Raw genomic sequence first — 15,118 nt, 5'->3', positions numbered from 1 at the left:
TGTATGCATACTCCGAGGATAGCAGATATTTCCGAACTTTCGTTCCATGCAAGGAGCTTTTGTGCAGGCGTACCGGGGGTACGTCAAGCAAAAGTGACGCAGCAGGGGGTGAAAGATGCCCCTGAGCGGGTTTGCATACACGCCCTAGTTCAAGTATTCGTTGGCCAAAATCAGGAAAACGCTGGACGTCCAGGTGAACGCCCTGTCGCGCAAGCCTTCGCCGGTGATCGCATCGAAGTTTTCCGCCATGCCGCTTCGGTTCAGCATGTCGCAGAAACGACGGGCGACTTCGCGCGCCAGCTCCCGATCCCCTGCCGCGGCTGCGCCTTCGACCAGCAGCATCGTCGACGGAGCCCAGATCGGTCCGCGCCAGTAGCCGTCCGGCGAATAGAAGGGGCTGTTCACGCTCTCGGTCGCCCAGCCGTTCGCCGTCAGGAAACGATTCTCGTCGCGAAGCCCGGCGAGCAGCGCTTCGCGAACAGGATCGGGCAGACGGCGACCGAGCAGGATCGGCACGAACAGCAGTAAGGTATCGCCTTCCGAAGGCTCATGCGTACCGGAGCGGCAAGCGATAAAGCGGTCGCCCTTCCAGAAATGCGCCAGCATTTTATCCAGTGTTTCCTCGGCCAGCCGCCGCCATTCGGTCGATTCCTCGGCGAGTCCGAGCAATCCGGCAATCTCGGCCAACAGCTCGGTTTGCAAAATCAGGAATGCGGCCAGATCCGGGCTCTCGACCGGAATGCCATTGTTAAACGCCGTGCTGTTGTCCCACCCGGAGTCGTTGCCGTGATTATACTGCGGAATGCCGTCTCCGTCCCCGTCGCGGTAACGAAACCACCACTTCGTCCATTTGGCCAGCGGGCCGTATACCTCGCGAAGCTGCGCTTCCTTGATGAAATCGGTCCTTTGCATCATCCATGCCAATGTCCAGCCGTGAATCGGCGGCTTGTTGCAGTTCCACAGCTCGAACTTATCGTTGATAAAATCGGGAATAAGACCGCTCTCGTCCTGCCGATCGAAGAAAATCATAAACTGATCCCAAGCAAGCTTAGGATTGCTTCGAACCAGCGCCATGGCGTTAAAGCAGTGGTCCCAGCTCCAAATGTTCGTCATCCAGTTTTTAGACATGTACATGGCCGGGCGGGTCAGACAGCCCTCCGCAGGCACGAGACAGCTCCACGTAATATAGGCGGCCAGCTCGCGGCCGGCTTGCAGCCGTTCCGGACCGGGGAGGCTGTTTTCCAGCCAACCCGCGAACTCCTCGCGCACCCGTTTCACCGCAGCTGCGAACGGTTCCCATACCCGACCCGGCTCCCACACCGTGCGGAACTCCTCGATGGCGAACTCCGCGACGCCCGTCTGCTGATCCGGCACGAACTCGGCGACGATGCGCGAGCTTTTGATTTTGTCCCACGGTACTTCCGTTCTCATGGCGCCGGCAAGCGACGACAGCATAAACCGGCATTCGTGCGTAAAGCTGTTGACCTCCCAGCAGCCGTCGGCCGCCTCGTAAGCATAATCGTACGCCGACGTCCGGAACGTCAGCCGGATGCCGCAGCCTTCAGCGCGGAATCTGGCGGTGCGGCCGTCGGGAAGGCAAATTTCTGCAGCCGCTTGTCCTTGTGCAGATTCGGCAGCAGCAAGTCCTTGTGCCGAGCCGCCTTCAGCATATAGCCGAATCCGCTCCGGCGACGCTTCGGCTGTGAACGCGATCGCCGCCCCGTCAGCGTCGATCAACTCGATACGAAACGCCTCATCAAACTTGTCGTCTCCTCCGCGCACCGTCCGCAAATACAAACCTTGCCCTCTATTGTCGGCCTTAGGAAGCAGGGAAATCGCCAGAAAAGATTCCCGTCTGCTGAAAGGCACGATATTCAGATCGAAGTTCATGGCACTGGCTCCTTCACAATTAGGTATGCGCTTTCATTGTAACGGACGGAGCCATACGAAAGAACCGACGGTTGTTCTCGCCGGTTCGCTTTAATGTTATAGATTGCGAACTTTTGCAGCTCAAGGTGTCTTTTTGTTAGATGAAATTCCCACTTTTGTTTTTTCAGTATCTCCCGGACAGGTGGATCGTGTTCGATAGCGGTCTGATAGCCCCTGTTCTTAGTCCAAGCCGGAGCCGGCTATGGGCCGTTCGTCGTCCAAGCCGGGGCCGGTATGGGTCGTTCGTCGTCACACGCCAACTTTAGATGGAATTTCGTATAAAACTCATCCCTTTTCCTTTAATGCGGGCCATTTGGTCGATTAATCGTACACAAATGGCGCATCGCCCAACAAAGTCGGAGTATTTGTACGATCAATCGTATAAATACGCTCACATGCTTATTTTCTCAAATTCACTTTCCTGCCTCTTCCTCTTCCACAAAAACAGCCGACAAATCAACCGTCAGACAGGGCACGGTAGCGGACACAAGCTCGTCCTCCTCCGACAAGGTCGCAAGCAGGCGATACTCGCCTTCGACAATCGCGAACTGTTCCACCAGCCGGTAGACCGGATCGACCAACCAATATTCCCCCACTCCGAAGCGCTCATAGGTCGATTTCTTGATCGTTTTATCTCTCCGCGCCGTACTGCCCGACAAAATCTCCACAACGAGATCGGGAGCCCCGTAGACGTAGCCGTCCCGGATAATTCCCTTATTTTCGCTACGAATGTATAGGATGTCCGGCTGCAAAATGTTCTCCTCGTCAAAATGAACGTCCATTGGAGCAAGCAAAATGATGCCATCCTCCGAACAGGCGGAATGAAACGCCAAATGCAGACGTCCAAGCGCATCCTGATGCGAAAACTTGGGCGAGGTAAGAAAATCGTACCTCACCCCTCCGATAATCTCGTACCTCTCATCGATAAAATAAGTGCCGTGCGTCTCCTTCACTTTAGCCGTTTTTTCTTTCTTGTCATCGCCCATCCCCATGCCTCCGTATACGAAAACACCCCGCAAAGCAACACGAATATCGTGTCTCTCTTTGCGGGGTGCTTCCCCGTTGTTTTCCCTTATTATGGACGAAAAAGAGGCGGCTTGTCAATTCGTTCATCTATAACGCTACGGCCGCGACTGCTTCTTCATCGTGGAAGGAAATCGAAACATCCTTTACGTTCAACGCCTTGAATACGTTGTCGATAATCACTTGTCCAACATTGCCCTTCGCTGTTTCGATCAATGAGATTTGACGTTGTGTCGTCCCCGCCAGTTTGGCAAGTTCCTCTTGTGTCAATTTCAGTTGCAGGCGTCGCGCCAATACAATGTCACCGATAAAAACCGATATGCTTGCAAGATACTCTTTGACTTCTGGAATTCCCTCCGCTTGAGCGAGCAGTTTCTCGAAACTGCTCTCTAAACGTTCCTCGCTCATACTAATCCCTCTCCTTCGAGATTTATGTATTGCTCGGGCTGCTTTATACGAAAACACCCCGCAAAGCAACACGAATATCGTGTTTCTCTTTGCGGGGTGCTTCCCCATCACTTTCCCTTATTATGGTTGAAAAAGACTCGACTTGTCAAATTTGCCGCAATGATCGCGCACACTTTCCAAACTCCGACACTTTCTTGACATATTCGACTTGTATACTGCAGGCGACGAGAACATCGGTTGCCCGCTGTGGGGTTGCGAGAGTTCACAGGGAGGATGCTCATGGCAAATATCATGATAGTTGACGATTCGCCGATTTTTCGACGCAGTCTGCGGGAAATCTTGGAGTCGATGGGACATCGGATCGTGAAAGAAGCGGAAGACGGTCGCGAAGCCGTCAGGACGTATACGGACAATATCGATCTGGTCACGATGGATATTCAGCTTCCCGGAATCGACGGTATTGAAGCGGTTCGGCATATTCGCGCGCTGAATTCGGAGGCGACGATCGTCATGATCAGCTCGGTTGAACAGCGCAGCAGAGTATATGACGCGATTAAACTGGGGGCCAAGCACTATATCATCAAGCCCTTTACGGATGAGAAGGTGTGCGAGGTCGTGAATGCGGTGCTCAGCAATCCGCGGAACGGAAGCAGCCTTCCTATCGCTTCGAGCCAAACCCCCGTTCAACTCGCGCCAGCTTGGAAAGAAGAACCTTTAGAGAGATTTCCGAAGAAAAAAGAGCCGCTGAGACTAGAGATTCCACACATGCCGAATATTCCCTTCGAGCTTGTACGCAAGGACGGACGCTCTGTACTCACCCTCCAGCGACATATCGTCGATTCGAACGTTCGCTTGCTCTGTTCATGCCTGCAGGGATTGCTTTATTTTCGCAAAATGAAATATGTAATCGAGGTATGGGAGCCTATTCGTCACGAGGAAGGGCAGCTTTTGCTGATCGATTTTGTCTCAGCCGTGCGTCAACGCAACGGAACGGCGGCCATTGTGACAAGCGATATCGGTTACTTTGCTCAATTAAAAGCGCAGCTGCAGAACGGAATATATCGCACTTATGCGGAGATTGAGTGGTAGTATGAAGCTGCGATTAATGACGATATGGCCCGTCCTCTTACTGCTTGTTTGCAGTGCGGCCGGGTTAACGGCTTCTGCCCAAGCAGCCCCGGCCCCGGCTTCCGATCATCCGAATCGAATGCCGCCTCCTGTTAAACAAGGTTCTGCCATCCAATGGGGGACTTACCGCATGGGAGACTCCCCTGTGGGAGCTAACGGTACACTCGAATGGACCAAGCCGGGAGTGTCGAAGACCTGGTCCCATATGCCGATCAGCAAGGAGGATCTCGCGGTTCGCACGGAATTCGCCTGGTTCACGGGAAGGATTCCAACCGGAGCCGATCGCCAGATGGTGCGCGACCCCTACATTCTGTTTATGAATGCCAGCTACGAATTCGAAGTTTACTCGGGTACCAAGCTGCTTTACAGGCAAGGCGGTATGCAAGAAGGAACAAATCCGCTGCGGGCGAACAAGCCCGTTTTCGTTTCTCTCGCAGAGGCTTCGCCGGACCTCCCGCTGCTGCTGCGCGTTCATTCCAATCGGGACAATTACATACATGGGAAAATAGGGCCGGTAAAATACGGGGTACAAGCGGACTTGAAGCTTGCGCTGATCAAGAGCGACGCTTTAAACGGGTTTGGCGCAATCGTATTCTTTATGATAGGCTTTGCGGCGCTGTTGATGTATTTTATCCATCGCGACCATCCGCCCCTGCTTTATTTTGCGCTGTTTTCGCTCATGGTCAGCTTCAATATCTTGCTGTCCTCTCATTCTCTTATGATCTTTACCGATTTCTCCCCAATCGAAATCTATTTGCAAGATCCTTTACGCGGCTGCATGCTGTACTTGTTCGCGCTTTATTTTAATAGCATCCTACAACCTGTCTTCGCAAGAGCTGTTCGAACAATAGGAATCGTTATGCCGGTTGCAGGGCTGCTTATGTCCGCAGCCAAGTTGACGGTTCCCGGGTTCATAGGAATGTACAGCCATGAAATTCTGATCGTGAAGGAACTAGGGTTTTCACTGCTGTGCGCCTTCTGCTTATTCGTGATCGCGATGTCGCTTAGAAGCAGGATCAACAGCGAGGCCGTATGGTTCATCTCCGGCTTCTCTTTGTTCCTATTGATCAATATGATTGGTTACCCGCTCCGCGTATATATGGAGAATGATCCCAATACCGAACTCTTCGGGTATACGCCTTTGGAATTTATTCAATTCATGCGGCTTTGTCTGGACTACACCTTATTGTTTAGCACGATCTTCTTCGCTGTCATCTTATTCAAGGGTTATGCCGCGGTTTATCGCACGACGCAGAGCAACAATCTCAAGCTGACGAATTGGAATCAGTCGTTGGAAGCGGAAGTGAAGGAACGAACCCGGTCGATACAGAATTTGCTTGATTATGCGGGACAAGGCTTTCTTACCTTCGACAAGCGGTTGATTGTACAGGAGGAGTATAGCATCGAATGTCGTCGCTTGTTCGGCAAGGAGATCGCCGATTCCCGCTATACTGAACTGCTGTATCCTGTAGATGAAACTGAACGGGATCTCCATGAAGAGTTACTCGACTCCGTATTTCATGGAGTCGACGAGCTGCAGCGCGAAGTCTGTTTATCGCTTCTTCCAGGGGAAGCGGAAGTGTTCGGCAGACGAGTTTCATTGCAGTATAAATGGATACCCCCTGAGGATTCGACCTTCGGGAAAGTTATGGTTATTCTAACGGATATCACCGAACGGCGGCGGCTGGAGAGCCAGATGGCTAAAGAACGACATGTATTGAATCGAGTCGTTTGGGTGGTGAAGCACTATCGCGACTTTAAGGAAATGGTTGAGGAGTACCGCGCATTCGCTCGAAGAGGAAGATACGAGCTGATGAGTCTGCCCACGTCCTCAGAAGAAAAATGGGCGGAGCTATCGCGAATCGTTCATACCTTCAAAGGGAACTTCGCGCAGATCGATTTTACGCACACGATGGAGCGTCTGCACGAGCTTGAAACGGAGCTTGTCGAGTGGAAGACGCAGGCTGCCCTTCGTACACCGCATGCTTTCTCCTCGACATCGCTAGCGGAATGGCTGGATGGCTTCGATCTGCTAGAGTGGCTGGAGGAGGATTTGCGCATTTTAAGAGGCATTCTAGGCGACGGGTTCGATGCCGGACAAGAAACCGTAACGATCGAGATTTCCAGACTGCGTCATCTTGAACAACAGGTCTACACGCTTCTGCCAGGCTCGTCAGCGCAAAGGATCGTCTCGGAATTAAAGAAGCTGCAGTATCGTCCCTTCAAGGAGCTGCTCAGTATGTATCCCGATTATTCGATGAAGCTAGCGCATCGTACAGGAAAGGAAATCCATCCCATTGAGATCCGTGGAGGCGAGTTGCTGGTCGATCCGGAGCGATACATCGATTTCACGCGTACGTTGATTCATGTGTTTCGCAACATGATTGACCATGGCATCGAAACGCCCGAATATCGGACAGGCATTGGGAAAGATCGTTCGGGAACCCTTCTCTGCGAATTGTCCAATGACGAACAGGAAATCCGAATCCGTTTGTCGAATGATGGCAAAGAGATGAACCTGCCGCAGATCGGGACGCAAGCTGTGACTAGAGGTTTCTGTACACAAGAAGAGTTCGATGCCTGGCCGCCCGCCACACAACTCATGATGATTTTTCGAGAAGGTTTCACTACCGGGAAAGCCGTCAACGAGTTGTCTGGTCGAGGGATTGGATTATTTGCCGTTGTATCAGCCTTGGAAAGCTTGAACGGTAAAGTGCATGTCGAGAGCAGCGCGGAGAATGGAACGTCATTCACGTTCATGCTCCCCCGTCAGGACTGAATCTTTAATAGGTCAGAAAGAGGGCGTACGAATGTGAAAAAGATATTGATTGTCGAAGACGATCCCGCGATCTCCATGGTGCTAAAGGCATTTCTGATCAATGCGGGTTTCGAGGCGGAACAAGCCTTCGAAGGCGAGCGTGCGATCGCCTTGTTCGAACAGTGGGAACCGTCGCTTGTATTGCTGGATGTCATGCTTCCTGATATGGACGGCTGGTCGATTCTGCAACGCATTCGCAAACAAAGCGCGTGCCCGGTAATCATGCTGACTGCGCTTGGCGACATCAAGAGCCGATTGGAAGGTCTCCACGGAGGCGCAGACGATTATATCAGCAAACCCTTTGTCGGAGATGAAGTCGTCGCCCGTATTCAAGCCGTATTAAGACGTCTCCCTCAAGTCGTGACGGAGAACGCGGTGATCATCGGGCGAATGAAAATCGACTATACTTCGCGCGAGGTATGGTTTCAAGGAAATCGCGTGCATTTAACCCCTCGGGATCTGGATTTGCTGTTGTTTCTGACAAGCCATCCGAATCAGACCTTTGAACGGGAACACCTTATTCAATGCGTATGGGGCGTCGATTACGAAGGCAGCGACCGCGCTGTCGATCTGGCTATCAAACGTATTCGCCAATCACTGATCGGGTGCACGGAGGATGAAGGAGAGATTGTCACTTTCAGGCGGATCGGGTATCAGTTCCGCGTGAAAACTCCATCAAAATTCCACGTCCGCTAACAATGGAGGTATCCGTACTGTGCCCGATAGGATTCGCCGAAGAAGTCTTCTCTATTACTGGTCGATTCGATATTTCCTGCTCCTGGTCACCGTTTTCTTAGTCGTAGCGGTCTCTGTCCTTTGTTTTATTCAAGCCAATGCCTTATCCAGCCAGAAGCAGCGGATGAGCAGCCTAGTGCGGGACATCGCTACGGCAGCGGCCGCCAACGGAGGCAACATTCCGAACAATCCATCGACAAATCGCTGGCTGGATGAGCGAGTGGATCAATATGGATTGGACAATAGAACGATCGTAATCATTTTTGATCTACAGGGCCGAATCATCTCCCAATTCCCCCCTGTCCTGCCACCGGAAACCCCTCCGGCTCCATCTATGTTGCAGGATGTTATGAGAGACAAACCCCACCTGTTCACGGCACATTCGAGTCAAGACGATACCGTGTATCAGGCTGCTGTGTTTCCTATGCTCGATCCGTCCCTGACGACGGGCTATGCCCTGTGCTTAACGCAGAAAGCGGATGTACTGAAGGGGCTGCTGGAATTCAAAGCTCTTATCGCCCTTATTTTTTTATTTATTTTACTTGGTTGGGGAGTCATTTATTTGATGACGCGGCGCTTGGTTAAACCGATTCGACAAGCTGCGGATGCTGCAGACCAGATAGTCGCGGGATATTATAACGTTCAGTTCAGCCAGGACTATAAGGAAGAAGAAATTCGGGAGCTTATGAAGTCGTTCAAGGAAATGGCGGATCAACTGAACCGGTTGGAAGAACTCCGCTCGCAGTTATTAGCTGGCGTCACGCATGAACTGAAGACGCCGATCACTTCTATAAGCGGCCTGATCCAAGCGGTGAAAGGGCGAGTCGTAACCGGGGAGGAAGCCGATGCATTCCTCGAGATTTGTCTCAAAGAAAGCTCCCGCCTGCAGAAAATGATTGAGGATCTGCTGGATTTCAACAGTTTCGTAGACAGCACCGTGACGATTGCCAAGGAATGGTGCGATTTGGACAAGCTGATTGCGGATATCGTGGAGAGATGGCGTCTCGGCCAAGGTTCGTCCGAAATCGAGATTGTCGTGGAGACTCCCGATCGCGCGGATGGCTGGAGAATGCAAACGGATCCTAATCGGGTCGAACAAATTATGATTAATTTATTGAACAACGCCAGGGATGCGATGGCTTCCAAAGGAAAGGTATCCGTCCGTCTAGTTCCAGCGCTTGGGGCATCTTATATTCAAGTGCACGATACCGGCAGCGGAATCCCTGTAAAAGAGCACACCGAGATATTCGAGCCCTTCTACCGTGGAGACGGCAAAAAAATGCGCGTTAGGGGGTTAGGTATTGGATTGACATTCAGCAGGATGATCGCGCATTCGCTCGGAGGAGATCTGATCTTGTCCGGAAGTATCCCCGGGAGCACCACTTTTACGTTCATGCTGCCATTTTCCTGAATAGGATTACGACATCGTTATGTCGAATAGTAGTGAAGCAATTGCCGTTGCTAGATTTCATTACAACAAGGAGATTGGGGTATTGTCGCTGTGTCCAATAAAGTTCGTCATCCGAATATGGTGAAATACTGGTCCATCCGCTATTTCCTGATCATTTCCTTATGCCTCGCCGTGATGATGATAACCTCGCTTTACATCATGCGGACAACCGCGAATCAGAAACAAACTCGCGGACTGGAAGCTATGGCGCGCGATGTTGCATCTATGGCAGCGGATAACGGTGGAATCCTGCATAAGAGCCCAACGCTGCATAATACCTTGGAGACTCTGGTGAAACGGCATGGTCTGAGTGGCAGGCCCATCCTGTTTATCTTGGACAACAATGGCCGCATCAAGCAACAGGAACCTTCGAATCCGCCTGAAGGAACGACGCAATTCGATGCAGTGCTGCCTCAGATCATGACGGGCTCTGCGCATGTTCTTAAATTTAAACCTGCTGATAACGATGTGCCTTACATGATAGCTGTACACCCGATACTTCAGAAGTCCACTGTCACCGGTTATTTATTGTACTTCGAGAAGAAACAAACTAAGCTCAAAGAGCTGTTTGTGAATTCCCCGAGGTTTATTTTACTAAGCGTCTTTTTTCTGATAGGCTGGGGAACCGTGTATACCATGACCCGGAGATTAATCTCACCGATCCGCGAGGTGGCCGAAGCGGCCAAACAAGTGGTGGCGGGAAGCTATGATATCCACCTCAACAAGGCATACAAAGAGGAGGAAATCTATGAATTAACGCATTCGTTTAACGAAATGGCCAATCGATTGTCCCATCTGGACGCATTGCGATCGCAGCTGTTGACGGGGATCACGAAGGAGCTGAAGTCACCTGTCGTCTCTATCCATCGTAAGATTCAAGCAGTGAAAAACCGCGAGGTCAGCTCTGAAGAGAAATACGAGTACCTGGAAGCATCTCTTGAAGAAAGCCGTCGATTGCAGAGTATGGTTGAACATTTGCTTGAATTTAACCGTTACATCACGAGCGAGGTCTCTATCGCACGAGAGAATTGCGATTTGGATACGCTGGTAGCAGATATTATCGACAGATGGAGCACCAACCAGCATGATGATAAGCTGAAGGTTGTCCAACATACGGCAAACGACAGGAAAGACTGGAAAACCTGGACGGACCCTATGCGGATTGAGCAGATCCTGGTCAACCTATTCAATAACGCGAAGGATGCCGTAATCACTGAAGGAACGATCAGCGTGCTGCTTCAGCATGAATCCAACGAGATTCGCATTCATGTGCGGGACACAGGCCGTGGAATATCCCAAGAGGAGTATGTGGATGTATTCGAGCCTTTTTATCGCGGACGCGATAACAAACCGCACGCACATGGACTGGGCATCGGATTGCCATTCAGCAGATTAATCGCACGATCTCTCGGCGGAGATTTGGTTTTGACGGACGGAACTCCTGGGAAGACCACGTTTACGGTGATTCTTTCCTCCTATCCGATGGCGCTCTAAGAGAGAGTTTAATCCCCCGTAATATCGTATTTAATCAGAAGCTTGGCTATTTTCGCAGGATTGGTTTCCAAATAGAGATTAATCCAATTCAGCATCTGCACATGATTCGGAGGCACAGCGACGGAAATCGGATCGATCTGATCGTTCAGGATCATTAGTTGCAGTTCAATGGAATGCGTCGGCTGGCTTTCGACCATGTCCTTCAGCTGCAATTCATCATAAAATATCGCGGTAATGTCGCCGCTTAAAACCGCATCCAACATAGTCTGCGTGTTTTGAAACGATTTCAGCTCGGCAGCCGGAAACAACTCGCTGGCGAACCGAACATAGGAGGTGCCTGCAACGACTCCGATCTGAATGGGCGCGTTCTTGATCGTTTCCAGCAAGGGGGCGTCCGATTGGCCCAATCGCGCGATCTGTAACCGGTTAACAAGCAATCCCTGACGAAGTGTGAGATACGGTTGAGAGAATAGCGTTTTCTTCGCGCGCGATAACGTTGCACTGAGCTTGGAGACGGCGATGTCCGCTTGCCCTGAGGCGACTTGATCGACCACTTGATCGAAGGATTGCGCAGTTCGTATAAATTCCACCCCAACACCGAATTGCGCTGCCATGTCCGTAGCCAACTCCACATCGCTGCCTGTAAGCCCGCCGCCATCATCCACATAGAAGAACGGTATGCGATCCTGGGAATAGATCGCCACGCGCAATACCCCACGATCATAAATTTGCTTCATCTCAGGGGAATAGCGGGCTAGCTCCTCTTCCGACACCTTTATTTTATGCGGCGGATCGGTAGGAACCGCAGCAACGTTTGCCATTGCCGCATCGGGTCCGGAAACCGGACTTTCCTCCCCGCAGGCTGTCAATAGCCAGAGAGGGATAAGCATCAGTATCGCGGTAAACCTCCCTATCACTTTCATTGGCCGAATATGCATTCACATCGCCTTTCTTCCGCAATATTACTACTGATTGGCGCATCATGGCCGGCTACGCAAGCGGATTTACACTAGCATCGCCGACGCCACCCGTTCTACCACAACCATCGCTCCTGCGGTAGATGCCGTGTGGGTGATCGTAAGGTTGCAGACGACAGGAAACCCGATACGTTGGATCACATGGGCGGATAAATGACAGTGCGGGCGACCCGACGATTCCGGTAGCACCTCGATATCCTGCATTCCGATCCCCTCCCCCCTTTGCGATCCAAGCGCCTTCAATAACGCCTCTTTCGCAGCATACCTCCCGGCAATCCATTCCGCGCGACGCCGCTCATCCCCGACCTTTTCGACAATATCCATCTCCCTGCTTGTCAGCAGGCTTTGTATAAACAGCCGGCTTTCCTTGTGAAGCATTTGCTCAATCTGCGAAGTATCGACAAGATCCATACCTATTCCGACGATCACACGATAACCCCCTAATTTTACAGCGAACATCCATGTTCTTGCTTTGGCTCACCCAGTAGCCGAACTGCTGCCAAACGCGATTCCGCCTTCTGACCTCTCTCCAATTCTGCGCTGTTCAACAGATTTGTCTTCTTCTCGGCTTTTGTCGATTATGAGCACAGCCGCCGCACTGTTCAAATGAATATTAGCCGTTGTAATGATGGGATTGATCACCGGAATGATCGCCATCAGCAGAATAACGCCGGCACTGTGAGGAAGATGCAAAGGGGTCGCAATCATCCCGATCATGGATATCGATACGATTCCCGGAACGCCCGCTCCGGCAACAGAAGCCAGAACCGCTCCAATTAAAATAACGAGAAGATCCTGCCAGCCCAGTTGAACCCCATACAATTGTGCGATAAAGACCAGACCTAGCGAGTAAATCATCACCATACTATAACGGCATACCACAACGCTGAGCGGGACGACCAGATTTACGGAGTCGGCATCCAGTTTGAAGCGCTCGCGCAAGGCATCAAGAACCGAGGGCATCGTAGCGATGCTGTATTGCGTTCCGAAAGCAATGATCAGAGAATCCTTCAATCCGGACAGGGATTGAATAAACGATATTTTCAGCTTGAAGGCGATAACGCAACCGCTCACGATCATCAGAATGACCGACATCGCATGAATGAGCCCAATAAATTTGAACATCGCGAGCATTAACCCCATACCCGTGCTGGCAACTTGTCCTGCCATGATGCATAAGAGCCCGAATGGCAGTAGGTACATGGACCAGGAGATCACTCTCTGAAAGACTTTAAACAAGAGATCGGTCATCGATAGAAACTGATCGCCGCCACGGGCGGAGATCGTTCCAAGCGCGATTCCCGTCACAACGGAGAAAAACAAAATTTGCAGATTATTGCCTTGACCCAAGGCAATAAATATATTTTCAGGTATCAGCTTAAAGACGAATTCCATCAAGCTGCTACCCGTGTTGACGGATTCAGGGGCAGTCGCTGAAGCAGACTCTGTATCCAGCAGTACCGTTCCCAATACCGCCTTGCTGCTTGGAGGGATATCCGTTCCCGGATTTGCCAATAGGCCCGTAATGAGTCCTAAAGCGCTGACGATTAACATACTGGCAGTTGAAATCAGGATCATTCGAATTAATATATTATTTGGACCCGAAGACATAAACAACCGTCCGACGCTCGAGACGATTGCTGTAACCATGATCGGAATCACACACATCTTCAAGAACGATAGATACAATTCGCCATACGGAACAAGCTTCAAAGCCAGCTCGGGTCGATAGAGCCCAAGCAGCACGCCTGCGACAATGCTCCCCAGTATAGTCCATATAGATTTCAACCATTTCATGAAGCGGTACACCTACATTCTGAATTGGTGTGCACAATTGTGTTTGCCGTGCTGTCCCGTTAGCAGATTTGCTTGAGAGGATTGATAGACAAAGAAGGGGTATATATCTCCTGGAAACTGCCTCATACGCTACTGAAATTACCTTTTCACGAGTTTACCTATTCAAAAATTTCAGGAGCGCATAGCAGCGGAAGGAGGTATATACCCCTTGCACCTTGTTCATCGATTATCTTTCAAAGTTACTTGAAGCGCTTATGGGACAGCCCCGGTCTTTCACCTAAAACTTAATAAACAGTGTCAATGGCATCGTTAGCGGCGCCGGTTCCTTTATCGATTGCATTGTTTGCGCCTTTTTTGCCTTTATCGACCAAATCGTTTGCGCCTTTTTTAATTCCCTTGGTAATCCCCTTGATCAGACCGCCGCCGGCTACGCTTTCCAGTTCCGATTCAGACAATTGACCTTTTTCTTGTTCGCTCATTGAAGATTCCTCCTAAAATTTTTGGTTTATTTATCAAACCCCGTTGTCGCAACCGGGAGGATGATCGTCAGGTATTGTCGCTTGACAATGACGGAACGCTTGCAGGATAGAACTTGCCAGGATCGCGCTTGCCTTTCTTATTGCCATCGCCGTCAAACATGACGCCACCGGCTACAGACTCCAGCTCATGCTCGGATATTTCTTCATTGGATTCTTGCCTAACCGCTGGTTCGCTTGCTTCTTCGCCCGGCTTGTGCGAATGGTTCATGAATATCACCTCCCTTCATATCGTGGGCTTGGGCCTGATCGTACCGCCGCTCTGTTGGCCATTTAGCATACTTTCATTTTCCGGCGTACGCGGCCAATCGAATTTGGGACTGGTTGCCGAGCCTTTGCCGTAATCTACTCCGCCGATGACAACGCCTCCCGCAACTTCTTCCAGTTCCTGATCGGATAGCTCCCCCGATGGGTTGAACGCGGGCAGAACAACGGTCAAGTGATACCCCGTGCCGTCTACGACATTGATTTTGAAATCCTGCGGAACCTCCCGGCCGGATACTTCCTTCACTGCGGTATGTATGTCTTTCAACACTTGTTCCCTGAATGCCGTATCGCTGGTCGCTTTATGTACCACTTGCCGAACCGCCGCCGCGAACGATTGCTGAGTCCAACTCATTTGCCGTCTCCTCCTTGCACGAATTGTTGTCCTTTCTTCTATGTCCTGAGTGTACGAGTCGAAGATGTCAGTAAAATGTCGATAATTGAGATATTCAAGAAAACTTGTAGAATAAATACATACACAAAAAAAGACACAGCTCCTGTCCGCAAATAATCCCGGACGTTTGCTGTGCCTCGTTAGAGAAAACGAATTTATGATTTC

The 15,118-nt window shown here is 50.9% G+C and carries 14 protein-coding genes; 5 read left to right on the top strand and 9 right to left on the bottom strand.

What is annotated here, in order from left to right:
- Nucleotides 1–144 precede the first annotated feature (144 nt).
- From DFP98_RS07045 to DFP98_RS07035, 3 genes are all read right to left on the bottom strand, one after another.
- Nucleotides 145–1,890: an amylo-alpha-1,6-glucosidase gene (locus DFP98_RS07045; protein WP_116059864.1), complete on the bottom strand. Its 1,746-nt coding sequence runs from the start codon at nt 1,888–1,890 to the stop codon at nt 145–147.
- Between the two features lie 452 nt (nt 1,891–2,342).
- A complete protein-coding gene (locus DFP98_RS07040; RefSeq protein ID WP_181917535.1) occupies nt 2,343–2,915 on the bottom strand; it encodes a Uma2 family endonuclease in 573 nt (190 codons plus the stop codon).
- Between the two features lie 127 nt (nt 2,916–3,042).
- Nucleotides 3,043–3,360 (bottom strand): helix-turn-helix domain-containing protein, encoded by a 318-nt coding sequence (locus DFP98_RS07035; protein ID WP_181917534.1) that lies wholly within the window; start codon nt 3,358–3,360, stop codon nt 3,043–3,045.
- 279 nt (nt 3,361–3,639) lie between these two features.
- On the opposite strand from DFP98_RS07035, the gene DFP98_RS07030 reads away from it, so the two are divergent.
- The 5 genes from DFP98_RS07030 (at nt 3,640) to DFP98_RS07010 (ending at nt 10,985) form a co-directional block, all read left to right on the top strand.
- Nucleotides 3,640–4,449 carry a response regulator gene (locus DFP98_RS07030; RefSeq protein WP_181917533.1) on the top strand — a complete coding sequence of 270 codons (810 nt, stop codon included), beginning with the start codon at nt 3,640–3,642 and terminating at the stop codon, nt 4,447–4,449.
- A gap of 1 nt (nt 4,450) precedes the next feature.
- Nucleotides 4,451–7,267, top strand: coding sequence for an ATP-binding protein (locus DFP98_RS07025; protein WP_181917532.1), 2,817 nt, complete (start codon nt 4,451–4,453; stop codon nt 7,265–7,267).
- 33 nt (nt 7,268–7,300) lie between these two features.
- Nucleotides 7,301–8,002 carry a response regulator transcription factor gene (locus DFP98_RS07020; RefSeq protein WP_116059859.1) on the top strand — a complete coding sequence of 234 codons (702 nt, stop codon included), beginning with the start codon at nt 7,301–7,303 and terminating at the stop codon, nt 8,000–8,002.
- Between the two features lie 19 nt (nt 8,003–8,021).
- On the top strand, nt 8,022–9,452 hold the full coding sequence (locus DFP98_RS07015; RefSeq protein WP_116059858.1) for a HAMP domain-containing sensor histidine kinase: 1,431 nt from the start codon (nt 8,022–8,024) through the stop codon (nt 9,450–9,452).
- 90 nt (nt 9,453–9,542) lie between these two features.
- Nucleotides 9,543–10,985: a HAMP domain-containing sensor histidine kinase gene (locus DFP98_RS07010; protein WP_116059857.1), complete on the top strand. Its 1,443-nt coding sequence runs from the start codon at nt 9,543–9,545 to the stop codon at nt 10,983–10,985.
- Nucleotides 10,986–10,993: 8 nt separating this feature from the next.
- On the opposite strand, the gene DFP98_RS07005 is transcribed toward DFP98_RS07010, so the two are convergent.
- The 6 genes from DFP98_RS07005 to DFP98_RS06980 all read right to left on the bottom strand — a co-directional run bounded on the left by DFP98_RS07005 (nt 10,994) and on the right by DFP98_RS06980 (nt 14,914).
- The gene (locus DFP98_RS07005) at nt 10,994–11,806 is read right to left on the bottom strand and encodes an ABC transporter substrate-binding protein (protein WP_181917530.1); all 813 of its coding nucleotides are present in this window, start codon (nt 11,804–11,806) and stop codon (nt 10,994–10,996) included.
- A gap of 183 nt (nt 11,807–11,989) precedes the next feature.
- On the bottom strand, nt 11,990–12,391 hold the full coding sequence (acpS, locus tag DFP98_RS07000) for a holo-ACP synthase (protein ID WP_181917529.1): 402 nt from the start codon (nt 12,389–12,391) through the stop codon (nt 11,990–11,992).
- Between the two features lie 48 nt (nt 12,392–12,439).
- Nucleotides 12,440–13,759, bottom strand: a complete 1,320-nt coding sequence (locus DFP98_RS06995; protein WP_116059854.1) for a dicarboxylate/amino acid:cation symporter — start codon at nt 13,757–13,759, stop codon at nt 12,440–12,442.
- A 284-nt stretch (nt 13,760–14,043) separates the two neighbouring features.
- Nucleotides 14,044–14,238, bottom strand: coding sequence for a hypothetical protein (locus DFP98_RS06990; protein ID WP_116059853.1), 195 nt, complete (start codon nt 14,236–14,238; stop codon nt 14,044–14,046).
- A gap of 67 nt (nt 14,239–14,305) precedes the next feature.
- Nucleotides 14,306–14,506 carry a hypothetical protein gene (locus tag DFP98_RS06985; protein ID WP_116059852.1) on the bottom strand — a complete coding sequence of 67 codons (201 nt, stop codon included), beginning with the start codon at nt 14,504–14,506 and terminating at the stop codon, nt 14,306–14,308.
- 15 nt (nt 14,507–14,521) lie between these two features.
- Nucleotides 14,522–14,914: an NHLP leader peptide family RiPP precursor gene (locus DFP98_RS06980; RefSeq protein ID WP_116059851.1), complete on the bottom strand. Its 393-nt coding sequence runs from the start codon at nt 14,912–14,914 to the stop codon at nt 14,522–14,524.
- Nucleotides 14,915–15,118 lie beyond the last annotated feature (204 nt).

This window comes from Cohnella phaseoli, assembly GCF_003386235.1.
Taxonomy (GTDB): domain Bacteria; phylum Bacillota; class Bacilli; order Paenibacillales; family Paenibacillaceae; genus Cohnella; species Cohnella phaseoli.
The sequence above is the reverse complement of the archived record's forward strand: the minus strand, read 5'-3'. Positions and strand labels throughout refer to the sequence as shown.